This is a genomic window from Gemmiger sp. An120, assembly GCF_002160955.1.
Lineage (GTDB): Bacteria > Bacillota > Clostridia > Oscillospirales > Ruminococcaceae > Gemmiger_A > Gemmiger_A avium.
The window spans coordinates 160879-187834 of record NZ_NFLN01000003.1; the positions used below are offsets into that span (position 1 = coordinate 160879).

General features: G+C 61.4%; 18 protein-coding genes, 1 tRNA gene and 1 other annotated feature (1 of these 20 cut by a window edge). Of the genes, 3 read left to right on the top strand and 16 right to left on the bottom strand.

Going from position 1 to position 26956, the window contains the following annotated elements:
* Positions 1–10: 10 nt before the first annotated feature.
* Positions 11–3853, bottom strand: coding sequence for a DNA-directed RNA polymerase subunit beta (rpoB, locus tag B5E65_RS04085; protein ID WP_087170503.1), 3843 nt, complete (start codon positions 3851–3853; stop codon positions 11–13).
* Positions 3854–4117: 264 nt separating this feature from the next.
* A complete protein-coding gene (locus tag B5E65_RS04090) occupies positions 4118–4546 on the bottom strand; it encodes an RrF2 family transcriptional regulator (RefSeq protein ID WP_087170504.1) in 429 nt (142 codons plus the stop codon).
* 145 nt (positions 4547–4691) lie between these two features.
* On the opposite strand from B5E65_RS04090, the gene asnA reads away from it, so the two are divergent.
* Positions 4692–5705, top strand: a complete 1014-nt coding sequence (gene asnA / locus B5E65_RS04095; protein WP_087170505.1) for an aspartate--ammonia ligase — start codon at positions 4692–4694, stop codon at positions 5703–5705.
* A 94-nt stretch (positions 5706–5799) separates the two neighbouring features.
* Here the strand turns inward: asnA and B5E65_RS04100 are convergent.
* Together B5E65_RS04100 and B5E65_RS04105 are read right to left on the bottom strand one after the other, a co-directional pair.
* Positions 5800–5875, bottom strand: a tRNA-Trp gene (locus B5E65_RS04100).
* Positions 5876–6013: 138 nt separating this feature from the next.
* A complete protein-coding gene (locus tag B5E65_RS04105) occupies positions 6014–6337 on the bottom strand; it encodes an SCP2 sterol-binding domain-containing protein (RefSeq protein WP_087170506.1) in 324 nt (107 codons plus the stop codon).
* A gap of 141 nt (positions 6338–6478) precedes the next feature.
* Between B5E65_RS04105 and B5E65_RS04110 the strand changes: the two genes are divergently transcribed.
* Entirely contained in the window at positions 6479–6640 is a 162-nt protein-coding gene (locus tag B5E65_RS04110; protein ID WP_087170507.1) for a helix-turn-helix transcriptional regulator, read from the top strand.
* Between the two features lie 688 nt (positions 6641–7328).
* Here the strand turns inward: B5E65_RS04110 and B5E65_RS04125 are convergent.
* The 12 genes from B5E65_RS04125 to B5E65_RS04180 form a co-directional block, all read right to left on the bottom strand.
* Positions 7329–8669 (bottom strand): GTPase family protein, encoded by a 1341-nt coding sequence (locus B5E65_RS04125; RefSeq protein ID WP_087170508.1) that lies wholly within the window; start codon positions 8667–8669, stop codon positions 7329–7331.
* Positions 8670–8765: 96 nt separating this feature from the next.
* Positions 8766–9071 (bottom strand): hypothetical protein, encoded by a 306-nt coding sequence (locus B5E65_RS04130; protein WP_481810352.1) that lies wholly within the window; start codon positions 9069–9071, stop codon positions 8766–8768.
* Positions 9068–10144, bottom strand: a complete 1077-nt coding sequence (locus B5E65_RS04135) for an MFS transporter (RefSeq protein ID WP_206406275.1) — start codon at positions 10142–10144, stop codon at positions 9068–9070. Before B5E65_RS04135 ends, B5E65_RS04130 begins: the two co-directional genes overlap by 4 nt.
* Before the next feature lie 17 nt (positions 10145–10161).
* Positions 10162–11076, bottom strand: coding sequence for an N-acetylglucosamine kinase (locus B5E65_RS04140; protein ID WP_087170509.1), 915 nt, complete (start codon positions 11074–11076; stop codon positions 10162–10164).
* Between the two features lie 106 nt (positions 11077–11182).
* Complete coding sequence (locus B5E65_RS04145; protein WP_087170510.1) at positions 11183–11752, bottom strand: hypothetical protein; 570 nt, start codon at positions 11750–11752, stop codon at positions 11183–11185.
* The gene (locus tag B5E65_RS04150; protein WP_087170511.1) at positions 11749–14169 is read right to left on the bottom strand and encodes a glycoside hydrolase family 2 TIM barrel-domain containing protein; all 2421 of its coding nucleotides are present in this window, start codon (positions 14167–14169) and stop codon (positions 11749–11751) included. Before B5E65_RS04150 ends, B5E65_RS04145 begins: the two co-directional genes overlap by 4 nt.
* A 113-nt stretch (positions 14170–14282) precedes the next feature.
* Positions 14283–14699, bottom strand: coding sequence for a hypothetical protein (locus B5E65_RS04155; RefSeq protein WP_087170512.1), 417 nt, complete (start codon positions 14697–14699; stop codon positions 14283–14285).
* Positions 14699–17722, bottom strand: coding sequence for a glycoside hydrolase family 3 C-terminal domain-containing protein (locus tag B5E65_RS04160; protein ID WP_158098511.1), 3024 nt, complete (start codon positions 17720–17722; stop codon positions 14699–14701). Before B5E65_RS04160 ends, B5E65_RS04155 begins: the two co-directional genes overlap by 1 nt.
* A 201-nt stretch (positions 17723–17923) precedes the next feature.
* Entirely contained in the window at positions 17924–19219 is a 1296-nt protein-coding gene (locus tag B5E65_RS04165) for an ATP-binding protein (RefSeq protein ID WP_087170514.1), read from the bottom strand.
* Positions 19219–19926 carry a LytR/AlgR family response regulator transcription factor gene (locus tag B5E65_RS04170; protein ID WP_087170515.1) on the bottom strand — a complete coding sequence of 236 codons (708 nt, stop codon included), beginning with the start codon at positions 19924–19926 and terminating at the stop codon, positions 19219–19221. Before B5E65_RS04170 ends, B5E65_RS04165 begins: the two co-directional genes overlap by 1 nt.
* Positions 19927–20073: 147 nt before the next feature.
* Positions 20074–20652, bottom strand: coding sequence for a TetR/AcrR family transcriptional regulator (locus B5E65_RS04175; protein WP_087170516.1), 579 nt, complete (start codon positions 20650–20652; stop codon positions 20074–20076).
* Between the two features lie 2 nt (positions 20653–20654).
* Positions 20655–24566, bottom strand: coding sequence for an efflux RND transporter permease subunit (locus B5E65_RS04180; RefSeq protein WP_087170517.1), 3912 nt, complete (start codon positions 24564–24566; stop codon positions 20655–20657).
* 278 nt (positions 24567–24844) lie between these two features.
* Here B5E65_RS04180 and B5E65_RS04185 point away from each other — a divergent pair, with 278 nt between their 5' ends.
* Entirely contained in the window at positions 24845–26752 is a 1908-nt protein-coding gene (locus B5E65_RS04185; protein WP_087170518.1) for a hypothetical protein, read from the top strand.
* Between the two features lie 78 nt (positions 26753–26830).
* Positions 26831–26956 (top strand) — a binding site (T-box leader); it runs 127 nt beyond the window's last position.

Below are 26956 nucleotides of genomic sequence, written 5' to 3' on the forward strand. Positions count from 1 at the left end.
AGGCAAGGCGTTACAGGTCGCCATCCAGATCTTCCAGGCTGCTGGCACCGAACAGATCGTCCTCGTCGGCGTCAGACCCGAACAGATCGTCGTCCGGCTCTTCCGAACCGAAACCGTCGTCCTCAGGCTCCTCGATGCTGTAGTCGTTGGAGAGTTCGCCCTCCACCAGCACGTCGTCGCCCAGGGCCAGATCCCGCATATCGAAGCCGGTCTCTTCGTCGTCAAAGTTCTGCTTCAGGTCGATCTCGTCGCCGTTGGCGTCCTGCACGCGGACCGCCAGGCCCAGGCTCTGCAGTTCCTTGATCAGCACGCGGAAGCTCTCGGGGATGCCGGGCTTGGGAACCGGCTGGCCCTTGACGATGGCTTCGTAGGTCTTGACACGGCCCACCACGTCGTCGCTCTTGACGGTCAGGATCTCCTGCAGGGTGTAGGCGGCGCCGTAAGCTTCCAGCGCCCACACTTCCATTTCGCCGAAGCGCTGGCCGCCGAACTGAGCCTTACCACCCAGAGGCTGCTGGGTAACCAGGCTGTAGGGGCCGGTGGAACGGGCATGGATCTTATCGTCAACCAGGTGGTGCAGCTTCAGGTAGTACATATAGCCCACGGTAACCCGGTTGTCGAACTGCTCGCCGGTACGGCCGTCGTACACAACGCTCTTGCCGTCCTCGTCCAGCTCGATCTTGGAGAAGTCGATCACGTGGCCCTTTTCGCCCATGATCTTGTCCAGCTTGGTGGGGTACTCGGGAGCATCCTCGGCGTGGTTCTTCTCGGCGGCCATCCGGAACGCGGCCCGGATGTCGCTCTCGTGCGCACCGTCAAAGACGGGGGTCATGATCTTCCAGCCCAGCGCCTTGGCGGCGTAGCCCAGATGGACTTCCAGCACCTGACCGATGTTCATACGGCTGGGAACGCCCAGGGGGTTCAGCACGATATCCAGCGGGGTACCGTCAGCCAGGAAGGGCATATCCTCCTGGGGCAGGATGCGGGACACAACGCCCTTGTTGCCGTGACGGCCGGCCATCTTGTCGCCCACGCTGATCTTGCGCTTCTGGGCGATGTAGCAGCGCACCACCTGGCGCACGCCGGGCTGCAGCTCGTCGCAGTTCTCGGGGGTGAAGACCTTCACGTCCACGATGATGCCGTACTCGCCGTGAGGCACACGCAGGGAGGTATCACGCACCTCGCGGGCCTTCTCGCCAAAGATGGCGCGCAGCAGGCGCTCCTCGGCGGTGAGCTCGGTCTCGCCCTTCGGGGTGACCTTACCCACCAGGATGTCGCCGGCGGAAACCTCGGCGCCGATGCGGATGATGCCGCGCTCGTCCAGATCCTTCAGAGCGTCGTCGCCCACGTTGGGAATGTCGCGGGTGATCTCCTCAGGCCCCAGCTTGGTTTCGCGGGCCTCCAGCTCGTACTCCTCGATGTGGATGGAGGTGTACACGTCCTCACGGACGATCTTCTCGTTGATCAGGACGGCGTCCTCGTAGTTGTAGCCCTCCCAGGTCATGAAGCCGATCAGGGCGTTCTTGCCCAGGCTGATCTCGCCGTTGCGGGTGGCGGGGCCGTCCGCGATGACCTGGCCGGCCTTGATCTCATCGCCCACGCTCACGATGGGACGCTGGTTGACGCAGGTGCCCTGGTTGGAACGCATGAACTTGATCAGTTCGTAGGTGTCCACGGTGGTCTTGGAGGTGCGGACGACGATCTTGTCCGCGTCCACCTTCTCCACCACGCCGTCGTTCTTGGCCAGCACGCAGACGCCGGAGTCACAGGCGGCCTTGTACTCCATACCGGTAGCCACGATGGGCTGCTGGGTGACCATCAGAGGCACGGCCTGCCGCTGCATGTTGGAGCCCATCAGGGCGCGGTTGGCGTCGTCGTTCTCCAGGAAGGGGATCATGGCGGTAGCCACAGACACAACCATCTTGGGGCTTACGTCCATGTAGTCGACCTTTTCCCGCTCGATTTCCAGAATCTCGTCGCGGCGGCGCACATTGACGCGGGCGTTGGCGAAACGGTGCTCCTCATCCAGGGGCTCGTTCGCCTGGGCCACTACGTACTCGTCCTCCATGTCGGCGGTCATGTAGACCACCTCGTCGGTGACGATGCCGGTGGCCTTGTCCACCTTGCGGTAGGGGGCTTCGATAAAGCCGTAGCTGTTGATCTTGGCAAAGGTAGCCAGGTAGCTGATCAGACCGATGTTCGGACCTTCGGGGGTCTCGATGGGGCACATGCGGCCGTAGTGGCTGTAGTGCACGTCACGGACCTCGAAACCGGCGCGGTCACGGGACAGACCGCCGGGTCCCAGGGCGGACAGACGGCGCTTGTGGGTCAGCTCGGCCAGCGGGTTGTTCTGATCCATGAACTGGCTCAGGGGGCTGGAACCGAAGAACTCTTTGATGGCGGCCACCACGGGGCGGATGTTGATCAGCGCCTGCGGGGTGACGATATCCATATCCTGCGCCTGCAGGGTCATACGCTCACGGATGACACGCTCCATACGGGAGAAGCCGATGCGGAACTGGTTCTGCAGCAGCTCGCCCACGCTGCGGATACGGCGGTTGCCCAGGTGGTCGATGTCGTCGGTGACGCCCACGCCGTGGTCCAGGCCGTTCAGGTAGTTGATGGAAGCGAAGATGTCGTCCACCGAGACGGTCTTGCCGATGAGCTTGTCATGGTTCTTGACCAGCAGCTCTTTCTGGGCTTCCTCGTCGTCGGTCTCTTCCAGGATGGCGCGCAACTCGTCAAAACGTACGCGCTCGGTGATGCCGCACTCGGTCACGTCGAAGCTGAAGAACTTCTGGGCATCCACGGTGCCGTTGGTGAACACCTTTACCTCGTGGCCGTCCTCACCCAGGTCGGGGGTGTGGATGTAAACCACGGATACGCCGGCGTCCTCAGCGGCCTGGGCGATCTCGCGGGTGATCTTCTCGCCGGGGGCGCAGAGCAGCTCGCCGGTGAGGGGGGCCACGATCTCGCGGGCAGCCACAAAGCCGGTGATACGGCGGGCCAGGGCCAGCTTCTTGTTCATCTTATACCGGCCGAACCGGGACAGATCGTACCGGCGGGGGTCGAAGAACAGGGCGTTCAGGTGGCTCTTGGCGCTCTCCACCGTGGGAGGCTCGCCGGGACGCAGCTTGCGGTAGGTCTCCAGCAGGCCCTCTTCCTCGTTGTGGGTGGTATCCTTTTCCAGGGTGGCCAGGATGCGCTCGTCCTCGCCGAACACGTCCTTGATCTGCTCATCGGTGGACAGGCCCAGGGCACGGATCAGCACGGTGACCGGCAGCTTGCGGTTCTTGTCGATACGGACATAGAACACGTCGCTGGAATCGGTCTCATACTCCAGCCAGGCGCCCCGGTTGGGGTTCATGGTGGCGGTGAACAGCTTCTTGCCGGTCTTGTCGTAGCTCTCGCCGAAGTAGACGCCGGGGCTGCGGACCAGCTGGCTGACGATGACGCGCTCGGCGCCGTTGATGACAAAGGTGCCCGCATCGGTCATCAGCGGGAAATCGCCCATGAAGATTTCCTGCTCCTTGACTTCGCCGGTCTCCTTATTCAGCAGCCGGGCGGTCACCCGCAGGGGCGCGGCGTAGGTCACGTCCCGCTCCTTGCATTCTTTGATGGAATACTTGGGCTCCTTGTCCAGCCGGTAGTCGATAAACTCCAGCACCAGGTTGCCGGTGTAGTCCTCGATGGTGGAGATGTCCTTGAAGACCTCTTTCAGGCCCTCGTCCAGGAACCACTGATACGAGTTCTTCTGCACCTCGATCAGGTTGGGCATCTCGATGACTTCGTCGATGCGGGAAAAGCTCATGCGCTGGGTGCTGCCGAGCTTTACGGGCTTGACCTTCATCATAAAAAGCGACCACTCCTATCCTTGACTATTGACTGCATTTGGTAAAAACGCACAACCAAAACGCTTGACAAATCCTGTGATTGGTTGTTTTTCACAAACTTTCGCCAGTTTTTTGTGCAAAACATTTTCTTTTGGGCGTTCTATTCCATTATTTTAGACTAATCCATTATAGTGTCCGAAAACCGCAGTGTCAAGCCATTTTTTGAAGTTTTTGCAAAAAATTTTGCCCGGACGTGGTACGCCCGGGCAAGTGTAACTTTTCTGTCATGCAGTGGTCGAAGCCTGTTCATCCTCCAGCAGATCCTGGAAGGTCACGCCGTCCAGTTCCTTATTAATGGTATCGCTGATGCGGCCGAACACCCGCTGGAACGAGCAGCAGCCCGAAGCACCCCGGCTGCACTCCCCTGCCCCTTCGGGGCCCACGCAGCGGCACAGCCGGTAGGGGCCTTCCACCGCCACGATCACCTGCAGCAGGGTGATCTCGCTGGCAGGGCGGGCCAGTTCGTAGCCGCCCCGGTTGCCCTTGTAGCTGGCCACAATGCCGCTTTGGGCCAGTTTGCCCAGGATCTTGAGGGAAAAGCGCAGCGTAACGCACATCTGTTCGCTGATGCTGCGGGCGTCCATCCGCACCCCCGCGCGAGCCAGGCAGAACACAATGCGCACTGCGTAATCGGATTCCTGCGTAATATGCAAAGCGGGCACCTCCTGAAATATACCAAGTCGATATACTTAAATATAGCATTTTGCGGGCAGTTTGTAAAGTCGTGAAAAGGTGTTTTGACATTTGGCCGCCGATGTGGCATAATTTTAGCACACTAAAGAGGAAGGGAGCGTCACCATGAGCAAGCTGTATCTGCCGGAGGGCTACGCCCCGGCGCTGAGCCTGTATGAGACGCAGAAGGCCATCGGCCTGATCAAGCGCATTTTTGAGGATACCCTGTGCGGGGCGCTGAACCTGCGGCGTGTATCCGCGCCGCTGTTTGTGGAGGCCTCCACCGGTCTGAACGACGACCTGAACGGGGTGGAGCGCCCGGTGGATTTTGAGATCCGGGACACCGCCACCCACGCCCAGGTGGTGCACAGCCTGGCCAAATGGAAACGGCTGGCGCTGCACCAGTACGGTTTTGCCCCGGACACCGGCCTGTACACCGACATGAACGCCATCCGTCGGGACGAGGAGCTGGACAACCTGCACTCGATCTATGTGGACCAGTGGGACTGGGAAAAGATCATCACCGCCGACCAGCGCACCCAGGCCTATCTGCGGCAGGTGGCCGACAAGATCGTGCAGGCCATCATCTCCACCGAGACCACCCTGCGGGCGATGTTCCCGGTGCTGGAACGGGTACCGGCGCTGCGTCGTGAGGTGACCTTCCTGACCACCCAGGAGCTGGAGGACCGCTGGCCCGACCTGACCCCCAAGCAGCGGGAGGATGCCATCTGCAAAGAAGCGGGTACGGTATTCCTGATGCAGATCGGCGCGCCGCTGAAGAGCGGCAAGCCCCACGACGGCCGCGCCCCCGACTACGACGACTGGCAGCTGAACGGCGATCTGCTGTTCTGGAACGAGACCCTGGGCAAGGCCTTTGAGGTGAGCAGCATGGGTATCCGGGTAAGCCCGGAGAGCCTGGACAAGCAGCTGACCGCCGCCGGCTGCGACGCCCGGCGTTCGCTGCCCTTCCACAAGGCGCTGCTGGCTGGCGAACTGCCCCTGACCATCGGCGGCGGCATCGGCCAGAGCCGGCTGTGCATGCTGCTGCTGGGCTGCGCCCACATCGGCGAGGTACAGTCCAGCGTGTGGGACGCCGCCACCCTGGCCGCCTGCCGGAAAGCGGGCATCCCGATCCTGTAAACCAGATAGTACAAACGGGAGCAGACTGCGGTCTGCTCCCGTTTTGTTATGGTGATAAAGAAAAATCGCCGGTCCCTTGCGGAACCGGCGATTTTGGCAGGGGCAGAAGGATTCGAACCCTCGGCACGCGGTTTTGGAGACCGCTGCTCTACCAGCTGAGCTATACCCCTATAAATCAGACACGCAACATCAGCGTGCCTGATTACTATACCTGATAATCCTGAGTTTGTCAAGCCCCCGGCGAAGTTTTTTGTCATTTTTCCGCCGCGATGCCCTTTTCCTTTATATATAAGGTAGCTGTATGCCGCTTATTTTTTGAGCAGGTCTTTCAGCTTGAGTGCCTTTTCGATGCTGCCCTCTACTTTCAGCTTGCCCATCATCACCGCCGCCACCGGGTCGGTTTTGCCGGAAGCGATCTTTTCCAGCGTTTCGGCGCTGCAGGTAAACTGGGCGTCCCGGTCCTTGTAGTCGTAGGGCTCCACATGAACCTGGCCGTCCTTTACCTCTACATAGAACACCCCGGCGGCTTCCCCGGTCACATTGAACTGGTACGCCAGGTGCCCCTGCACGGCGCCCGCGTCGGCGCTTTCCAGCAGCGCTTTGGCTCTGGCAAACATTTCTGCGTAGGTCATATGCATCTCCCTTTCCGGCCGGCGGCCGTTCCTGTTTGAGACAAGTGTACCACTTTTCCAGGTTTGGGTCAACGATCAACCAATGGTTTGATGCCTTTTGCGGCGGGATCGGGTATACTGAAACCGACAGGAGGGATATCCATGGACAACCAGAAAACCGGCGCCCTGATCCGGCAGCTGCGCACCGGCCGGGGCATGACCCAGAAAGACCTGGCCCGGCAGCTGGCGGTGACCGACCGGGCAGTGAGCAAATGGGAACGGGGGGTTCACTTAGATAAAGATACCACATCAATCCCACGCTGACTTTTGCTCAACCGATACAGCCGGAGGGCTGGATAACAAGAAAAGGCGGTATGCGCCCCGTGGAGGGGTAGCGTACCGCCTTTTCTTGTGGGGGTTTCCAAAGGGGGCAACGCCCCCATTTGGCACACGACTTTGCGAAGCAAAGTGTAGTGTGTTATACGCTCTGTCGGCGTTGCCGTGAAAATGCCGTTGCCGCCGTGGAGGGCAAGGGCATTTGAAGCGACAGGAAAACAGGGCTGTGCTTGTGTGGCGTGGAGCCGTAAGCGCAGGTCTGTTTTCAACAGCAGACTGGGCGTATATAAAAGCCCCCGTCCCTCGTCCTACGCTCCGACTTGTGGACAAAGTGTCCCGAAGTTGTGGCTACACTCCCGGAAAAGTAGCGGGACAGCGGGGAACCGTCAAGGCTGAAATGAACAGGTTTACACCCGGCCTTGACCGCCGCCCCGCTGAATGGGTGAACAAGGCGGCCAATCCCTCAAAGTGCTTGGCCACTCTCTTTCTGATGTGGGAATGTTTCTTTTCTCATAATTGAAATGGGCGGGAAGCCATTTTAGGGCTTTCCCGCCTTGATTGCCCATCAGTAAAGACAGACGGGACTGTCAACGGCGGTGCATGAAATGCGCCGTTCATCTTGACCGTTGACTGGCTCGGCTGGCTTTGCTAACCCTTTGTAAAGGCTAATTTTTACTCAAGATTTATTGTGCTCTTGCTTCGCCTTTTCAAATTGCTTTTTTGCTTCATCCATAGTCTTATTTTCTATGTAATATGCTATCGCTGCTTTACCTATTGCCGATGTTCCAATATAAGCTATCCCAGAGCTAACCGCCGAACCGGAACCAACAAAGATTGCATTTAAGAATTTTGACGCTTGTTGTGCGATTAGTCTAAACACATATCCAGCACCTGCAATTCCTCCCATACTAAAAATGAACTCTTTTCCTGTGTCGAGTGAAATATCACGGCCACTCAACGATGCAATTAAACAAACCAACATACTTTGAATAATCAACAAAATATAGATGTCAGATACCGGTATGGGGGTTAATGCAACTGTCGCAGATATTCCGGAAAAGATAGTGTTTAAGTGTTTCGCAAGCCTTTTTACAACTTCATTCAACCGAGAAGCCATCCTCAATCCCATCTGCGCTTCAAAATCGAGGATGGCTTCTTCCAATATATCAAGCAATTCCTCGATTCCATATCTGCCGTCAAATGCAATTTGAAGATTATCAATATCATATTTAGGAAGGTTCTTTATGCTATCGACATCGATTTCCATTCCATCTGGCGTTTGCCAATCTATCAACGAGGAAACAGCAATTATATTATCTATCTTAAGCCCATTTTTTACTATAATTCCCTTGTAATATTGGACTACCTCGTTAATTTTATTTATTTTGTTTTCTGGATATTCTACAGGGTTCTTAAAGCGGGAAGGTGCCATTTCGTCACATTTATTGATTACAACAACTATTGGTAATTGTAATTTATTTACTTTGGCATATTCTTTGGACACCTTTTTAAGAAATTCAACATCTGTATTCACATCATCGCGATGAGTACAATTTAGCATAAAAATTGCCACATCTGGTGAAAATTCATTTATTTGTTCAATAAGCATTTCTTCGGCTGTAACTTTATCGTCTAAGCTTTCCGACTCAGCAATTCCTCTTGTGTCAAGAATTTCCATCAATACTCTGTCGCCATCTTTGCACTCATAGATTTGTGCGCCTTCTGTGCAACTTTTGGTATCACTTACCCCAGCGACATATGCACCACACAAAGCATTAATCAGACTGCTTTTCCCTACCCCGGTTCTTCCTATTAAAAAAAACCTGGGCGGTCTATGAGAGTCAATACCCTCCATTAAACGCTTAAGATCCTTATCGCCTAAAATTGTGTCCTTTAACATTGAACGTGTTTTTTCTGGAATTGCGTCAGGCAATTTATCGATTAGTTCACCCGCTTTAATATAAAATTTTTTCATGTTCTGCAATCGCTGTTCGATTTTCATTTTGTCATCTTTCATCTTCTTTATCTCCTTTACGTATTCTCAAGGCAATTTAATTTCGATTTTCTGCCTTGCATAAAAGCCTATGTAAATTTCGCGAATTTGACTAAAGGATTATTCTCCCGCCTGCTCAATCATCTTTTTCGCAAACTGCTGGAACAAATCAACGGTTTCCTCATCCATCGGCGTAAGCTGTCCAATCCGTCCGGCTATCATCGCCGTTACATCATCAATGGAAAGTGGTTTTTGTTTCTGCCCCGCCAGTGCGTCCCGCATGGCTTGGAACATAGCAGCGGTCACAGCTTCCCCCGGCTGTTCCCCGTTGTCAATATCTTTCTTAATGTCCCGCAGGATAGCAAGGAACACATTTTTGATTTTTTCAATCTCCGCTTCATGTTCCCCCATCTTCTGAGCGTTCAAAAGCTGTAAATCCTGCTTTGCTTCCGCCCGGTGTTCCGGGTGGTGTCCATGAGCATGGAGGTACTGCAGATGGTGGTAAGGCCGGTAAAGAAGAAGCTGACCCCCAGCAGCACCAGCCCCACCGCCGGGCCCCCGCCCAGCACAAAGGGCAGAGTACTGGACACCGCACCCCCGGCACAGGCGGCCAGGAAGATATGTTTTTTATCAAAGCGGCGGATCAGCGCCGGGGAGACCGCCATGCCGAAGACCATCCCCAGCACCAGGCTCAGCCCGATCCAGGTGACGTAGCCGGAATCCCCCCACACATACACCGCAAAATGCATCTGGGCTACCTGCCGCAGGTTGTTGACCATGTTGACGATCAGCAACGCGACCATCAGGGCTTTCAGCGGGGCGTTGTCCAGAATGGTGTGAATGTTCTTTTTAAAGGGCACACCGGTGGCAGCGGGCTGGATGCGCTCCTTGACAAAGAAGCCGCTGAGCAGCATGAGCAGCGCGCCCACGCCGGCCACCACGGCGGCCGCCGCGGTATAGGCCCCGGCGCTGCGCTCACCGCCGAACAGCCCCAGCAGCGACACGCTGCCCACCGACACCACCACGGTGCCCAGGGTGCCGCCGATCTTGCCCAGGGTGACCATGCCGTTTTTCTCGTCCGCATCCCGGGAGCAGACCGAGGAGATGGCCCAGATGGGGATGTCATAGACGGTGTAGGACATGCCCCAGCACACATAGCACACCGCCGCCACCGCCACGGTGCCCGCCGGGGAACCGCCGAAGTGGGTGAAGCAGAAGATGGTGGTGAGCAGGATGACCGCCGGGCCTGCCAGCAGATAGGGCCGGAACTTGCCCCAGCGGGTCTTGGTGCGGTCGGCGATCATGCCCATGAGGATGTCATTGACCGCGTCCCACAGGCTGGCCGCTACCATGATGACGGTAACGCTCTGGGAAGGGATGCGCAGCAGGTCGGTGAAGAAGAACATAATGTACATGGTCACAAAGCTGTAGATCATGTTCTGGCCGAGCAGGCTGCCGGTGTAGACGAGCTTTTCGCCCGCCGCAATCTTTTGCCGCACAGTTGATTCTCCTTTTCTTATCCGTTACGCGCCGCCGCGCGCTTTGCCATCCGGATACCGCCCTCCGCCGGGTCCTCCCCCGCCGGAACCAGAGCGTTCTGCAGCCCGGCGGGCAGGGCCTGCCGCACCAGCGCCGCATACCGGCTGCTGCGCATACAGCCGCCGGTGAGCACCAGCCGCAGCGGTGCACCGGGCTGCTCCCCCAGCTTTTTGGCGGCAGCCTGCACCAGCGCCGCCAGATGGGCCGCGCCCCGGGCCAGAATCGCGTCCTTGTTCGGGTCAGGTTCGCCGCCCAGCACTACCGACGCCAGCGCCGCTACCCGGTCGGCCCTGTCCAGGGTGGTGGCTGTGCCGGGCAGCTGTTCCAGGCAGGGTGCGCCCAGCGCCCGGGCCACCTCCTCCAGCCAGGGGCGGTAGGGCCGGCAGCCGTCGCAGTACAGCAGGGCCTGTTCCAGCGCCCGGCAGCCCAGCCACCAGCCGCTGCCCAGGTCGCTGAAGCCGTAGCCCCAGCCGCCCGCGCGCACCGTGCGGCCCTGCCGGTCCACCCCCATGGCGATGGAACCGGTACCGGCGATCAGCACCACCCCCGGCGGATCGGCCGCGGCAAAAAAGGCGGGCAGCGCGTCGTTGCACAGGGTATACCGCCCCGGCCGCCAGCCCAGCGATTCGATCATGGTCCGGTAGACGGCCTCGTCCTCCGGGCTGTCGCAGCCGGACATGCCGAACACCCCGTGGGTTACGGAATCCGGGCCGGCGCCGCTGGCCGCCCACAGTTCATCCAGGCCCCGGGCCAGGTTTTGCCGGGCGGCGCACTCCCCCACCGACTTGATGCTGGACGCCCCGCTGCGGGCCCGGTATTCTTGGCCGTCCGCGCGGCGCAGCAGCAGGGCGGTTTTGGTGCCGCCCCCGTCCACCGAAAGGAACCAGTCCATCTGCGTTTCCCCTTTCCGGTCGTTTTTTTCATTGTACCATCCGGGGTGGCAAAACACAACGCCGGGCCCCGAAAGGCCCGGCGCTGTGTTTTGTGTGGGGCAGCGGTCAGGCTGCCGGTTTTTCCTCCGGAAAGATAATCTTCAGAATGGGGAAATAGATCACCATCTGCACCCCGCCGTTGATCACCGTGATGATCACGTTGTACACCGATACCGGAAGCCAGGCCCGGCACAGCGGCAGGTACAGGGACATGAGCATGCTGCACACCACCGTGATCACCACCCAGGCCACCACATACCAGGCGATCTGCCGCGCCACGTTGCCGTGGGAGTGGAAGGTTACGTTGCGCTGGATGGGGAAATTGATGCACTGGGCCAGAAACAGGGTGATGGCAAAGGCGGCAAAATATCCCATGCCGCCGGTGGCGTCGCCGGTGACCGGATAGTCGAACACATAGGTGTCGATGATCCAGAAATCCAGATGGATCAACTGGCAGGGAATGGAACACCAGTTGGTATACCGGTCGATCAGGCCGGGCAAAAAGGTCAGGGTCAGATACTGAAACAGGGTGACCAGCAGGGAGACCAGGTAGAATTTGACAAACTGGAATCCCAGCCGGGCCAGCCGGGGATGCCGGGCGGCAAAGCCGCCGGCGGTTTTCTGCACAGGGGTCATTGGCTGCTCCTTTCCGCCGCCGGCCGGGCGGTCACCGAGGTGCTGTACCGGCCGTCCCGGGCGGTCAGGGTCACGCAGTCCGCCTCCGGGTCAGCCCGGACGATGGCCAGCGCCTCGCCGTAATAGGTATCGGTTTCCCGGCCGCGGTAGCCGCGCTCGCTGTAGGGGCAGGCGCTTCCCAGCCCCAGCAGGCTGCCGCCTTGCACCTCCACCTGGATCACGCCCCGCTCCAGCGGCTTGACCAGGCCGGCGTGGTCGGTGTAGCGCAGGCGCACATACCACAGCCCGCCCGGCGCGGGGGCCGCCTGTTCGGGAACAGCCTGCAGGCAGGTGTCGGAACCGGCGCTGCGCAGGGTGCAGCGGCCCAGCTCCCGGCCCGCCTCGTTCCGGGATACCGCGACAAGCGTACCGGGGCGGTATTTGACCCGGAACAGGGTGCGGCAGGTACGGCTGGCCCGGCGGCGGGCGATCCGCTCGCCGTTGAGCCAGAGTTCCACCCACGCGGCCCGGGCATAGACCTCCACCCGGGCCGGACGGTCCTCGCACCCGTTCCAGGACCAGCTGGGCAAGGCATTGGACATCTTCCAGGCCGAGGGGGAATGCCGGTCATCGGTATGGTTCACCGGGCAGACCGCCATCAGCGGGCCGTTCGCCTGCCCGAAAACCACCCGGGTATACAGGGCCTCGCCCAGCGGGCTGCCGGTCAGGTCTACCCGACCGGAGCCGGCGGTGACCCAGCCGGGCCCATGGGAGAAGTCCGGGGCGTAATCCCGGTATTCCCAGGCGCCCACGCCCACCTCGCCCAGGTAGTCCATGCCGGACCAGACGAAGTCGCCCAGCAGGCGGGGCTCATCCTGCACCTGTTCCCAGAAGCGCCAGGCGTCCCGGCAGAAGGTCTCGGTGCCCAGGATCAGCCGGTCGGGGTATTTTTTCAGGTCATGCCCGTACCGGTAGATGCCGTAGTTGTAGCCGGCAACGTCCATATTGGCAAAGGCGTCCCGGGTTTTCAGGTCGCAGGGATAGAGGGTGGCCCCCACCTTCATGGCGTTATCCCCCAGCAGGCCGGCCAGGTTGTTGAAAAACTCGCTGCCCACGGCTTTCTGCCGCACCAGCTTGCCCTCCCGGCGCAGGCGCTCGGCCTGTTCCGCCTCCTTGCGGGCCTTTTCGTCGTTGTACACGCCGAAGCCCGCCGCGCTCAGGAAGTTGAAGAAGATGTTGACCCCGCAGGTGACCGGCCGGGTGGCGTCCAGGCTGTGCAGATAGCGGGTCATCTCGCCGGTGAAGGCGATGCCCCGGGGCTGGGCCGTCTCGGATACCTCGTTGCCGGTGGAGTACAGGATCACGCTGGGATGGTTGTAGTCCTTGTCCACCATGTCCTGCAAATCCTGCCGCCACCACTCGGACAGGTAGTTCACATAGTCGTACTGGGTCTTGTGGATGTACCAGGCGTCCACGTATTCATCCATCACCAGCATGCCCTGCCGGTCGCAGGCGTCCAGCAGCGCCCTGGAACAGGGATTGTGGGCGCTGCGCAGTGCGTTGTAGCCGTTTTCGGCCATGAGCCGCACCTTGCGGGCCTCCGCCTCCGGGTAGGCACAGGCCCCCAGAATGCCGTTGTCATGGTGGATGCAGGCGCCCCGCAGGATCACCCGCTGCCCGTTGATCCGCAACCCCTGAGGGCCCCAGTCCAGCGTGCGCACGCCGAAATCCGCTGCCGCCTCGTCCCCGGCAAACCGGGCCCGGCAGGTGTACAGCCGGTTGGCCTGGCCGGGGGTCCACAGGCGGGCGTCGGGCAGGGTGGTCTGCAGGGTCAGGCGGCCGCCGGTCACCTCGCCCCGCACAGTCTGCAGGCAGGTTTCTCCGTCCAGGATGTCGATCTCGGCGGGACCGTCGCCCCGGGTGAACAGGTCGATCTCCAGCCGGGCGGGCCCGATGGCCAGGGTTCGCACCCGCAGCCCGGCGGGCAGGATATGCTGCGCCCCGCCCACCCAGAGGGTAACCGGCCGGTAGATGCCCGCGCCGCTGTACCAGCGGCTGTTGGGCTGGTCGGCGTTGCGGGCAATCACCCGCAGCTCATTGTCCTGCCCGAAGCGCACGAGCCCCTCCAGATCCACGCAGAAGTTGGTGTAGCCATAGGGGCGGAACGCCGCCTGGCGGCCATTGACCCATACCTCGGCGTTGTGGTACACCCCCTCAAATTCCAGGATCAGGCTTTTGCCCTCGGCCTCGGCGGGCAGGGGCAGGATGCGGGTGTACTCGTAATCACGGCCCTCGTACCAGCCGGTATTCACCCCGCCCGCGCTGAGCAGGGTGCGGGGCTCGTCCAGCATGGCGTCATGGGGCAGCGTGACCGGCACGGCCGGGGCCCGCTCGCCCGCCTGCTCTTCGCCCAGACGGCGGAAGGTCCAGTTTGTCATTAAAGGGATCGCTCGCACAGCGGATCTCTCTCCTTTCGGTTGGTTTGCTTGGGAACAGCCAGCGGGGCGCGGGCGGCGCAGCGGCCGTCCGCACCCCGCGGCGTGCTACGGGATCAGTCCCGGACCTGCTTGCAGAAGCTGGCCGCGATGCTGATCAGCATGGTGACCACATACAGGGCTATGGTCACGTAAAAGGCGGTATGCATGGGGGCAAAGTTGGCGTTGTGGGCCATCAGGCCGCCCAGCCATTCCAGACGGCCCAGCAGCAGCACCGCCAGGCACAGGGCGTAGAGCACCGCCGCCGCGGCCGGGGAGGTATTATACACCGCCAGGCCGGTGCGGGTGCGGCTGAAGGCTGCCGCCGCCAGGGTGAGCACCACCCCTGCCGCCGTGAGCAGATAGATCAGGGCGGGGGTGTTTTCCCCGTCCTGCGCCAGCACCGCGCAGGCAACGGCCGACACGGCCGCCAGCAGGATGGAAAGGGCGGACAGATAGAAGCCCGCGGCCTGTTTTTTCAAAAATTGCGTCATCACAGGTTGCTCCCTTCTTTATTCTTGCGCGCCACGCCCGCCAGGGTGACCAGATACCCGGCCAGGCTTACCAGGGCAAAGGCCGCGATCACCGCGTCGGCGCCGTAAAGGGCGGTCTTCCACCAGGGGGTGACGCTGACGATACGGGAATTGGCCGACACGCCGTTCATGGCGTTGCTGTTCACATAGGTATACAGGATCCGGTGGCAGGATTCCCGCACCGCCTCCAGCAGTTTCAGATCGGTGGACAGGTACGAAGCGTTGATGGCGCTGTAGTCGCTGATCATGTTGTCAAAGGCGTTGGTGCCCGCCGCCATGGAAGCGTAGGGGTACATGAGTTCCTTGAAGGCAAAGTCGGTGATGTTGTAGCCGGTGAAGCCCCACTCGCCCCGCAGGATGTTCTGCAGCAGCGCGGAGGAATAGGTCACATGCACCACGCCGATCCGGTTGAAGGCGGTCATGGTGCCCATGGCGCCGCCCTCATCGGGCAGGAAGGCGCCCTCAAAGGCGCGCAGCTGCAGCTCGCGGGCCGCCTGCTCGTTCAGGAAGGTGGCCACACCCTGCCGGTGGGTCTCCTGGTCGTTGAACGCAAAGTGCTTCGGGCCAGCCACATTGCCGTACTTCTGGCCCTCGGCGCAGACGATCGCGCCCATGATGTTGCTGAGCATGGAGTCTTCGGAATAGTATTCGTAGTTGCGGCCGGAGTAGGGGGTGCGGTGCAGGTTCAGGCCGGGGGCCCAGATCTCGGTGTAGCCGCTCCACAGAGAGTCCTCACCGTTCAGCGCGCCCCGCTCGGCGGCCAGATCCGGGTTGAAGGTGGCTGCCAGCACCGGCTCGGTGTTCATGCTGGCAAAGTTGTAGTTTTTCAGATAGTCGGAATCGCTGTCGGAGATGTGATACGCATCCTCGGGATTGGTGCTGAAATGGGCGTCGTAGCCCACCGGGCCGTCCTTGTCCAGGCTGCCGCCGTACTGGATGGAATCCACCGCCACAGTATGCTCGCAGGCGTCGGTGACCAGGGCTGCCATCTCCTCCAGGGTCATCTGGTTGAGCAGGCTCTCCCACAGGGGATCGTCGTAGTCCGCGCCCCGCATGGTGATCAGGCTGTAATTGGTCTCGGTGGAACCGGTCACAATGGACGAGGTATCGCTGCTGCCCGGCTCGTACTGTTCTTCTTTCAGCCAGGGCAGCATCTCAGCGGTGGCCTCCAGGCCCTCGTAGCCCTCGGACCAGGTGCCGCTCCAGTCGCTGCGGGACAGATAGGTCACGGTATCGGGTTTCCAGTAGTTGTAGTCGGCGTCATCCAACTGGTTGGTGATGGGGGTCACCCCGTCGTAGCCGGTGGAGAAGCTGGTGGTGTCCAGCGCGTCGTGCACCCACAGGGAGGCCAGCGCCGCGTCGCCGTCGTAGTCCATGCCGTCGGCGGTGGTGTAGCCCTTGGCGGCCAGGATGTTGTTCAGCGTGTCGTGGGCGCCGTTGCCCACCGCAAAGTAGTAGTCGCCGGCGTCCAGAATGTAGGTCTTGGCGCCCACATAGTCGTAGCTGGCCAGGTACTTCAGGTCCATGACCACTTCCACAGTCTCGGACTGGCCGGGCTCCAGCAGGCCGGTCTTGTCAAAGCCCAGCAGCTGCACCGAGGCCTTTTCCACCTGGTTTTCCCGGTCGTAGTCGGTGTAGGGGGACTGGGCGTACACCTGCACCGCCTGCTTGCCGGCCACGTCGCCGGTGTTGGTGACGGTGACCCGGGCGGTCACGGTCTGGGCGTCCTCGTCCACCGTCACGCTGTCCAGCGTCTGGGAGAAGGTGGTGTAGGAAAGCCCGTAGCCGAAGCCGTAGGAAACTTCCTCGTTGTAGTTCCAGCCGTCCTCACTGGCGAAGGCGCCGGTGGCGGAATCCGCGTTGCCGCTGCCCAGCACACAGTCTTCATAGCGGGTTTCATAGTACTTGTAGCCCAGGTAGATGCCCTCGGCCTGCACGATGTAGTAGCTGCCGTAGCTGTCCAGGCCCTCGGCCTCCGCGTTGGCGAAGGTGAAGTCGCCGGCGTTCTGGTAGGCCGGCGAAGAGGTAGAATCCACCGCGTAGGTATCCGGCAGATGGCCGGAGGGGTTGGCCTCACCGGTGAGCAGCTGGGCCACGCCGTAGAAGCCGTGGGTGCCCGGCTCGCCCACCCACAGGATGGCGTCCACCTGCGGGTCCTGCTTGAGTTCCTCGATCTCCATGGCGGCGCTGCCGTTGAGCAGCACGATCACCTTTTCGAAGTTGGCCTCGGCCTCGGCGATCAGGGCGCGCTCCTCTTCGGTGAGGGCCAGGCTGCCCTCCGGCAGGTCGCTGCCCTCGCCCTCCTGGCGGCAGAGCACCACGATGGCTGCGTCGCCGTACTGGGCGTAGCTGTCACGGAAACCGGCAAAGGCGGCGGAAGCGTCCGCCTCCAGCGCACCGTCGGTGCGGGCGGCCAGTTCCACGGCCTCGTTCTCCCAGGGGCCTTCCTGGGTGACGGTGCCGTCCCGGCCGGTGGAGGTAAAGACGCAGTTCTCCGGGATGGCGGTGTCGATGTACCACTGGCGCACGGTATCGTTTACATGGATGCCGCTCTCTTCAAAGGCGGTGCCGATGGGAACGATCTGGTCGGTGTTCTTGATTACACCGCCGCCGCTGGACCCGCAGTACACCGGGCTGACGCTGCCGATGCCGAACATGGTCACGTTCACGTCCTGCCCCAGGGGCAGCGCGTTGTTTTCATTTTTCAGAAGCACCGAACCCTCCGCCTGGATGCGGCTGTTCAGTTCTTCCCGGTAATCCACCAGCTCCTGGGCGGCGGCGAAATTCGAGGTAAAATAGGTGGTGTCTTCGGTCTCGTCCGCGTTCAGGGTGACCACCTTGCTGGAGCGGGTGCCCAGGATCGAGTTGATCCGGGTTTCCAGGGTGGTGGCAATGCTGGTGCCCGCCAGCATCAGCGCCAGCAGGCTGCAGCCTGCCGCCGTAAGCCCGTGCCACAACCGGTTGCGGGATTGTTTGGATTTCATGCCCATCCTCCTTCATGTTCTGCCGTGCACACGGATTTGCTCTGCGCCCCCTTCCTCCGCATATTGCACAAGAGTTTTGTTCGTTGGGCACAGAATACCACAATATGCGCCAATTTCCGGCTGCTTTTGGCGTATTCGGTCTGTTTTTCCTCGTAAGCGGTCAAGTACCGGGGTACAAAAAGCCCCCGCGCGGGGCGGGGGTCAGCTTCTGTTCAGCGGGAACAGGATATTCAGCACAAACAGTTCCCCCTCGGTGCGGAGGGTCATGGTGCCGCCGTATTTCTCGGTCAGGCAGCGCATGCTGCGGGTACCGTAACCGTGGTAGTCCTTGTCCCCCTTGGTGGTAACGGGCAGATCGTCCTCAAAGGCTACCGGATGGTCACAGTAGTTTTCCATATGGATGGCCAGGCAGCTGCCCCGGCAGTAGATATGCAGGCTGATGACCCGCTTTTCCGGGTCCTTCAGCTGGCAGACGCTCTCGATGGCGTTGTCAAAGGCGTTGCCGAACAGGGCGTATACGTCCGCGTCCTCCATGAAGTTCAGGCGGCTGCCGTCGGCGATGCAGCTCAGGCGGATGTTGTACTCGCCGCAGTACAGGCTTTTTTCCGCCAGCACAATATCCAGCGCATCGTTGCCGGTTTTGACCGACAGGTCATAGATCATCACCGCCCGCTCGATCTGGCGGATGCTCTCCTCCTGTTCCTTGCGGCTGTCGATATACCGAAGCGCCGAAATCTGGTGTTTCAGGTCATGGCATTTCCGGTTGATGAGCTCGATGTTTTCGGTGGAGGTGCGGTGCTGTTCCTGCTCCAGATGCAGGATCTGCTGCAGGATGGCGTTCTGCTGCTGCAGCTTGCTGCGCTCAAACAGGCCAAACTGCAGAAACAGCAGCAGCACACAGCACAGGCTTTCAAAGAAAGAGGAACTGACGGTGACCGGCTCCCGGAGGCGTGCCCACAAACTGAAAAAGTAGACCACAAACACCGACACCATCGAGAAGCCCACCAGCACGTCGCTGCGCACCCCCACGTCGTCGCCCGGTTCCAGGCGGCGGCCGAAGATCAGGTAGAACAGCGCGTACAGCCCCGCCAGCACCACCGTTTCCAGAACCTGGCCGGGAAATTCGGCCGAAACGCCCAGCGTCACGCAGGCCAGCTGGGAGGTGCTGTACACCAGATGCTGCAGGATGCAGGCGGCCATGGTGTAAAAGGCCAGTTCTTTCAGGGAACGGAACCGGAACCAGAACCACAGCAGCACCCCGGACAGGGCCATCATGCCCACAAATCCCAGGGAATACCAGGTTTCCAGCAGGTTTTCGTCGTAGTTCAGCAGCCACTGCAGCAGAAAGGGAAAGCCCGCATAGCACAGCCAGGCGGCCGCCTTGGGCAGCCGGCAGCGGCGGCGCAGCGGCAGATGCCAGCAGATCAGGAATTCCGCGGCCAGCAGCTGGATATGGTAATAGTTGAAAAAGAACCGGTACTCGCCCCACTGGCCCATCAGAATCCACCTCCCATATAATCCGCCAGCGCCTGCAAAAACTCCTTGCGCTTGCGGCGGCTCAGGGGCACTTCCCGGCCGCCCACCACCACCGAGGCGGCCCGCACCTCGGTAACGTGCCGCAGGTTGACCAGGTGGCTCTGGCTGCAGCGCACAAAATCGCCGCCCGCCAGCTGCTCCTCCACCGTTTTCAGCTGGCCGTACACCTCATATACCGCGTCCCCCACATGGTACAGCAGGGAGTGGTTCATAACCTCCACGCAGCTTACGTCCCGGGCCGGTACCCGGTGCACGGTGCCGCCCGCTTCAAAGGACAGGGCGGCGGCGCTGCGCTTGCGGCAGTAGCGGATTGCCTTGCTGAATTTCATCTCAAAATCGTAGTACTGCACCGGTTTCAGCATAAAATCCAGTGCCTGCACCTCGTAGCCCTTGATGGCGTACTGGGCCATGTTGGTCACAAAGATCAGGGCGGTCTCCTCATCCTGGGCCCGCAGCCGCCGGGCGGCCTCCATGCCATCCACCAGCGGCATCCGGATGTCCATCAGGATCACGTCGTATACCGGGCGGTAGTTCTCGATAAACTCCAGCCCGTTGGGGAAGCGGTCGGTGCGGAATGCGTCCCCGGCGGTTTCGCCGTACCGGCGGATATAGTCCTCCAGCAGCCGGGCGCAGGCGTCCTCGTCCTCCACAATGGCGATGCGAAACATCCGTTTTCTCCCTCCTGACACGGCGCGCCCCGCCGCCGTTTTTCTGTACAGTAAGCGTATCATGTTTGCCGCCCCGGATCAATGCCGGACGGCGGGCACAAAAATGCCGGGCTCCGGAAAGCGGGGCCCGGCGTATTGGGTATCGGTTCAGGCCAGGGCGCGGCAGACCATCCGGCACAGGTTTTCCGCCTGGACCGGGCTGCCCGCCGGGCCCTGTACCGCGGCGGCGGAGGCCATCAGGGCGGTTTCCACCACGCAGCGGCAGTAGTCCTCCGGGAGATCGGCGCGGATCACGCCTTCCTCCCGGCCCTGGGCAATCAGCGCCCGTTCCAGCCCCAGCAGGCGGTCCAGCAGATCCTGCTGGGCCTCGGTGAACCGGCAGCAGGCGGGCTTCTCCCCCCGCATGCCGTTGCTCAGGCTGTGATAGACGGTAGCATCCCCCAGCATGGTATCCCACAGCGCCCGCAGCATCCCGGCCACGTGGGCCTCAAAGCTGCCCGGTTCGGCCATGATCCGGTCCAGCCGGTTCAGAATCTGGGTCAGGCTCCAGTGGACGGTGCCGGCCAGGATCTCCTCCTTGGAAGAGAAATACTCGTACAGCGTCCCTTTGCCCAGGCCCGCCGCGTCGGCGATCTGCTGCACCCGCAGGCTGGCCATGTCCACCCCCTGCCGGGCCAGGGCCAGCACGCCGGTGAACACCTGGATCTGTTTATCGGTATAGGTCATGATCAATCCCCCACATCCACGTTTTTCAGCTCACGCCGGAACAGCAGGTCATACAGCACCGGCACCACGATCAGGGTCAGCAGGGTGGCGTAGCTCAGGCCGCCGATGGTCACCAGCGCCAGCGGGCGGCTCATGGCCGCGCTGGCGTCGGTGCTGAACACCAGCGTCACCATGGCCAGAATGGTGGTGAGGGCGGTCATCAGAATGGGCCGGATACGGTCGCGGCCGGTCTGCACCAGGGCTTCCCGCTTTTCCATGCCCTCCAGCCGCAGCTGGTTGGCGTAGTCCACAAACACGATGCCGTTGTTGACCACCACGCCCGCCAGAACCAAAAAGCCCAGCATGGCGATGACCGACAGGCTCTCGCCCGCGATCAGCAGCGCCAGCAGGCCGCCGGTAAAGGCCAGGGGCATGGTGAACATCACGATAAAGGGCGACAGCAGGCTCTGGAACTGGGCCACCATGATCAGGTAGATGAACACCACCGCCAGCAGGATCATCAGCACCAGGTCATGCATGGCGTCCCCGATGGTGGCGCTTTCGCCCTCGATGGTCACATCCACCCCTTCGGGCAGCTCGTAGGCCGCCAGCTCATCCTCCACCTGGCGGGCCAGCAGGCTGGTGTTGTAGCCCTCGGCCGTGGTGGCGCTGACGGTGATGTACCGGGCCTGGTTTTCCCGGTTGATGGCGTTCACGCCGGGGGCCTGCTGCAGGGTGGCGAACTGGCGCAGGGCGTGTTCTTCCTCCACCGCCTCGCCGTTTTCATCGGTGGTGGTTGTGGTAAAGGCGTAATCCAGCAGGCTGTCCGCATTGGGCGCCGTGGAGGCATCCACCACCACGACCGGGTAGGAGTCCGTCCCCACCGTCAGGGTGGTGGCGCTGGTCTCGGTGGTCAGCGCGGTGGACAGCTCGCTGTAGATCTGGGCCACGGTCAGGCCGTACTGCATGGCCGCGTCCTTATCGATAATCAGATGCAGCTGGTCGTCGCCGTCTTCCTGGCCGTTGGTGATGTCGGTGAAGCCTTCCACCTGCCCCAGCAGGTCCATCATATCCTGGCTGACCGCCAGCAGCTGGTCCAGATCTTCACCGGCCACCCGCAGCTGCAGCCCGCTGCCGCCCAGCGCCGACATATCCATATTGGAGGTGGAAATACTGATCTCGGCCCCCACATCCGCGGTAGCCTCGGTGATGGCGGCGGCTACCTTGCTGTTGTCCTTGGAGGCCTCTTCATCCAGCAGGATATAGAAGCTGAAGCTGCTCACCGTGTCGGAACTGCCGCCGCCCAGCAGCGAAGTGCCGCCGCCGGACATGGCACCCACATACTCCACCCCCTGCTGGTCCAGGGTGCGGTCCATGATCTCGTCCGCCAGGGCATAGGCGTCCTCCCGGGTGGTGCCGTCCGGCACCTGAGCGGTCAGGGTCATCTGGTTGCCGCCCATCTCGGGCATGAATTCCAGGCCCATGCGGCTGGTCTGCCAGGCTGCAAAGACCAGCAGCACCAACGCCCCGGCCAGCGGTGCGGCCTTGTGGCGCAGGCACCAGCGCAGCGTTTTTTCATAGGCGTTCACCATCCGGTCAAACCAGGGATGAGGCTTTTCCTTTTCGCTGCGCAGCAGGGTGGAGCTCAGGGTGGGCACCAGGGTCAGGGCCACGATCAGGCTGGCGCACAGGCTGTAGGCGATGGTCAGGCCCATATCCGCAAACAGCTGCCGGGTAAGGCCTTCGGTAAAGACGATGGGCAGGAACACGCAGACGGTGGTCAGGGTGGAGGCCGCAATGGCCGCGGCCACCTGCTTGGCACCCTGCACGGCCGCCTTGGCGGCGGGCATCCCCTGCCCGCGCAGGCGGTAGATGTTCTCCATGACCACAATGGAGTTATCCACCAGCATACCCACACCCAGCGCCAGGCCGGACAGGCTGACGATGTTCAGGGTGACGCCGGTAAAGTACATAAGCACCAAAGCAAACAGCACCGAAATGGGGATGCTGAACGCCACCACCAGGGTGGGACGCACGCTCTTGAGGAAGACCGCCAGCACCAGGATGGCCAGCACGCCGCCCCAGGCCAGGTTGGACAGCACCGAGTTGACGATCAGCGCAATGTACTGGCCCTGATCCATCAGCGGAGTGATGCGCAGGCCTTCGTATTTGGCTTCCAGTTCCTCAATGGCCTCGTTCACCGCTTTGGACACGTCGGAGGTGCCGGCGGTGCTGGACTTGGACACCGACAGAATCACCGCCTGGTTGCCGTTGACCCGGGCATAGCTGTCGGCCGCGTTGTCGGTGACCACCACATCGGCCACATCGCACAGCCGCACATCCCCCACCCCGTCGATGTCCATATGGACCAGCAGGGTGTTTTCCAGCTCTTCCAGGCTGGCGAACTCATCGCCTACCCGCAGCATCAGCTTGCCGTCGGAACCTTCAATGTACCCGGCAGGCATGGAGAAGTTCTGGGCGGTCAGGATACCGGCAATGGTCTTGCCGGAGAGCAGGCCGGTAATGTCGGCGTTCTCCAGCGCGGCGGTGCGGGCATCGTCCAGCTGGCTCTGTGCGTCCTCCAGCTGCTGCTCCGCTTCCTCCAGCGCGGTGCGGGAAGAGGCGATCTGGGCCGTGCCCGCCCCAAAGCCCGCCGCGGCGGCGATCTTGCCCGCCTCGATCTGGGCATAGTAGTCCTTGGCCTTGGTCAGGCCCTCGTCCGCCGCCTTTTTCATCATCTCGGCGGCGGTGATCTCGGTGGAAAGATTGGCAAGGGCCGCGTCGATCTCATCCAGGCGACCGGGCATGGCACCGATCGTGCCGGCCATTTCTTTGATGCTGCCCACAGTGGTACAGCCTTGGGCGATCAGGGCCTGCAACTGCGCTTTCAGAGTGGGATCATCCGGCAGGCTGTTCAGCAGAGATTCCAGGGTGGTGTCATCCGTCACGCCAGGCAACTGTGTAATGCTTTCATAGGTTGCCTGCATACCGGCTGCGATGCCCTGCACCGCCTTGCACACCGCATCTTCATCGTTCGAGTCCACATCCGGGTCTGCAGCCTGCGCCATAGCCACCATGGCCTTGTAGCGCATCTCCCGCTCCGCCTCCAGCGCCGCCTTGCTGGCCTGCAGGCTGGTCACCTGGCTGGCCAGGGCGCTGGCCTGGGCCACCGCCGCGTCCACCTGGGCGCTGGCCTGGGCCAGTTCGTCGCCGGTCTGGGTCTGGGTGTCCTCCAGCTTGGTATGGGCGCTGTCCAGCTCGGCCTTACCGTCGGCAAGCTTCTGCTTCGCATCGGCCAGTTCAGCCTGCGCCTCGTCCATCTTGTCGCTGACGCTGGCCAGCACCTTGTCGTTCAGGGCGTCAATGCGCGCCTGGTCCAGCCGCACTTCCACCGTCTTTTCCACAAGGCCGGTGCCGTCCACGCTGGCCACGCCGGCCTGGCGTTCCAGATAGGGGGTCACGTCCTCCTGCACGAACTGGGTCAGTTCGTAGATGTCCATGCCCTCCATGTCCACGCTGGCCACCACCACCGGCAGCATATCCGGGCTGATCTGCAGCAGCATCGGGCTGGATACCGTATCCGGCAGATAGCTGCTGACCTGGTCCACAGCGGTGGACAGGTTCACCATGGCGGTATCCATATTGGTGCCGCTTTCAAATTCCAGAATCAGCATGCTCATGTTTTCACTGGACACGCTGGACAGGTTGGCCACCCCGTTCACGGTGCCGAACGCGGATTCCAGCACCTCGGTGACCGACTTTTCCACCTTCTCCGGACTGGCGCCGGGATAGGTGGTCACCGCCACCACATAGGGCAGCTCCAGAGAAGGCAGCAGATCGGTGGTCATGTTCATAAAGCTGATGACGCCCAGCACCAGCACAAGCACCACCGCCACTACCACGGTATAGGGCTTTTTTACACAAAATTTCGACATACGGTTTGCGTTTCTCCTTTTTGGATGAGCGAACGGGCCCCTTCCGACCGACCGGTCGGTCGAGACTGGTTAGAGTATACTCCAGATTGTTTCCGGATACAAGTGCCTATCGCCGCCGGGATGTTCCGCCGCACCGGCGAAATGTATCCTTTTGTTTTCAACTTTATGCCGAATTCAGCAAACATTAAACCAAATTCTTGGATTTCCTATTTGTTTGACAGCCTTTCTCCTGTATAATGGCAAAGGAATTACTTGCTGCAAAAGGAGGCTCCCTTTCCATGCCGTTTATTCTGTTCTCCCTGTTGGTGCTGCCGATGCCGCTGGCGCTGGCAGCCCGTACCGGCCGCCGCTTTGCCGAGCTGGCCCCTCTGGTGCTGGGCGGCGCGTCCGTCGCGGCCTACCTGCTGGGGCTTGCGGGCGGGCTGTTCCTGGCCCCCCGGCTGTTCCTGGCCGGGGCGGCGGCCGGCTGGATCTATCTGGCGGTGCGGTTTGCCGTGCGGCCCGGCGAGAGCGGCCGGATCGGGTTTGTCCGGGCGCTTCTTCGGCCGGACGTGATTGCGTTTTGCGGTGCGCTGGCCCTGCTCTGGTGGATCTGCCGGGACCGGTGTTTTATCGGCTGGGACGAGTTCTCCCACTGGGGTCTGGCCCTCAAAGGCGTACTGCTGGAGGACAAGCTTCCCTGCCTGACCAGCATTCATGAGGGATTCAAGGAGTACCCGCCGGCGGCTTCTCTGTTCCAGTATATCCTGCTCAAGGCCTCCGGGCTGGGGCTGCGGGAAGATGCGGCGCTTTTTGCCCAGGACATTCTGGCACTGAGCTTCCTGTTCTACCCGCTTCACCGGCTGGAGGGACGGCGCGGCTGGCAGACGCTGCCCGCCGCGGCGCTGGGATTGTTCTTTTTGCCGCTGGTCCTCTATATGAATTTCTACACCGAGAGCACGGTGGACGGCCTTCTGGGTGTGCTGTGGGGCTTTCTGCCGCTGGTCTGGTTTCTGGGGCGGCGCGGCCGGCTGGAGCAGGCCCTGCTGGCGGTGGGCGCCGCCCAGCTCTGCCTGACCAAAAGCACCGGCCCGCTGCTGGCGGCGATGGCTTTCGCGGTGATGCTGCTGCCGGTGCGGGGCAGCGGGGTGCGGCTGACCGCCCGGCTGAAATCCCTCTGGCCGGCTGCGGCGGCGGCGGTGTTCACGGCAGGCAGCTGGAAACTGCTGTTGATTCTGGCGCAGGTGCCCAAACGCTGGAGCCCCCAGGGCCTGACCCTGGAAAGCCTGTGGGATCTGCTCATCCATCATCAGCCCGGCTGGCGTGTGCAGGTTATCCGCAGCTACGCGGCCAACCTGGCCGGAGACTGGAACTACGGCGGTCTGCCCGGCCTGCATTTTCCCTATCTGGCGTTCTTTCTGATCGGCGCGGCGCTGACGGCCCTGGTGTGGAAGCTCTGTGCCCGGGCGGACCGTTCCCCGCTGGTGACGGCCATGATCGGTATGGGCGTGTCGCTGGCCCTGTATGTGGGGTTCATCCTGATGGGGTATCTGTTCTGGTTTACCGAAACGGAGGCCCTGCTGCTGGCCTCTCTGTCCCGGTACCTGAACACCGGTGTAACCGCCTGCCTGCTGGTGCTGGCCGGGTTCGGGCTGACGGCTCTGGGCAATCTGCGGCTTCGCGGCGTGCTGGCCGGCACGGCAGCAACCGCCCTGCTCTGGGTGGTTCTGACCAGCCCCTGGCCGCTGGAGATTCTGGACAATATCGTGCATGCCCCTGATGAAGCCGCTCTTACTGTAAAGACCGTAGCCCCCTATCACGAGATTGCCGACCGGCTGCGCGAGTTGCCTGCCGAAGAAGACGGCCGGCTGCCGGTATACCTGATCGCCCAGCAGGACGCGGGCCTGGCTTTCCTGCGTGCCAACTATGAACTGGCCCCGCTTTATCTGGACGAGCACGCCACCAGCATCGGCAGCCCCTACGGCGACGGAGACCTCTGGACACAGCCCTGTACGGCCGAGGAATGGGGGGAAGTGCTGGGCGAATCCTATCAATATGTGTATCTGTACAATGTGGACAGCCAGTTTGCCGCTCAGTTCCTGCCGCTGTTTGGCGGGGACGCCAGCATCGCAAACGGCAATCTGCTGCAGGTGGAAACCACCGACGCGGGGGTTCATCTGAAGGTGATCTCCACCGCGGAGGGCTGACACAAAAAAATCGCAAAATGCGCTCTTGACTTCTCTATCGGAGTTTAGTATAATAAAGCAAATTATTTTTCAACCAACAAAAACGCGATGAAGGGAACAAGTAACGCCTGCCCACGGCCTCGAGAGAACTGCCGGCTGGTGCAAGGCAGCAGGCACAGCAGCGCGCGAAGTCATCCTGGAGCGGCCAACCGAACAGCCGGGTTT

What these genes read in the sequence shown, in the direction of transcription:
- B5E65_RS04165 (WP_087170514.1), bottom strand. Translation starts at nt 19,219, where the DNA reads ATGGGCCAGTGGGGCGAGTACCGGTTCTTTTTCAACTATTACCATATC.
- B5E65_RS04175 (WP_087170516.1), bottom strand. Translation starts at nt 20,652, where the DNA reads ATGACCTATACCGATAAACAGATCCAGGTGTTCACCGGCGTGCTGGCC.
- asnA (WP_087170505.1), top strand. Translation starts at nt 4,692, where the DNA reads ATGAGCAAGCTGTATCTGCCGGAGGGCTACGCCCCGGCGCTGAGCCTG.
- rpoB (WP_087170503.1), bottom strand. Translation starts at nt 3,853, where the DNA reads ATGATGAAGGTCAAGCCCGTAAAGCTCGGCAGCACCCAGCGCATGAGC.
- B5E65_RS04150 (WP_087170511.1), bottom strand. Translation starts at nt 14,169, where the DNA reads ATGACAAACTGGACCTTCCGCCGTCTGGGCGAAGAGCAGGCGGGCGAG.
- B5E65_RS04140 (WP_087170509.1), bottom strand. Translation starts at nt 11,076, where the DNA reads ATGGACTGGTTCCTTTCGGTGGACGGGGGCGGCACCAAAACCGCCCTG.
- B5E65_RS04155 (WP_087170512.1), bottom strand. Translation starts at nt 14,699, where the DNA reads ATGACGCAATTTTTGAAAAAACAGGCCGCGGGCTTCTATCTGTCCGCC.
- B5E65_RS04160 (WP_158098511.1), bottom strand. Translation starts at nt 17,722, where the DNA reads ATGAAATCCAAACAATCCCGCAACCGGTTGTGGCACGGGCTTACGGCG.
- B5E65_RS04125 (WP_087170508.1), bottom strand. Translation starts at nt 8,669, where the DNA reads ATGAAAGATGACAAAATGAAAATCGAACAGCGATTGCAGAACATGAAA.
- B5E65_RS04185 (WP_087170518.1), top strand. Translation starts at nt 24,845, where the DNA reads ATGCCGTTTATTCTGTTCTCCCTGTTGGTGCTGCCGATGCCGCTGGCG.
- B5E65_RS04170 (WP_087170515.1), bottom strand. Translation starts at nt 19,926, where the DNA reads ATGTTTCGCATCGCCATTGTGGAGGACGAGGACGCCTGCGCCCGGCTG.
- B5E65_RS04180 (WP_087170517.1), bottom strand. Translation starts at nt 24,566, where the DNA reads ATGTCGAAATTTTGTGTAAAAAAGCCCTATACCGTGGTAGTGGCGGTG.
- B5E65_RS04145 (WP_087170510.1), bottom strand. Translation starts at nt 11,752, where the DNA reads ATGACCCCTGTGCAGAAAACCGCCGGCGGCTTTGCCGCCCGGCATCCC.
- B5E65_RS04110 (WP_087170507.1), top strand. Translation starts at nt 6,479, where the DNA reads ATGGACAACCAGAAAACCGGCGCCCTGATCCGGCAGCTGCGCACCGGC.
- B5E65_RS04105 (WP_087170506.1), bottom strand. Translation starts at nt 6,337, where the DNA reads ATGACCTACGCAGAAATGTTTGCCAGAGCCAAAGCGCTGCTGGAAAGC.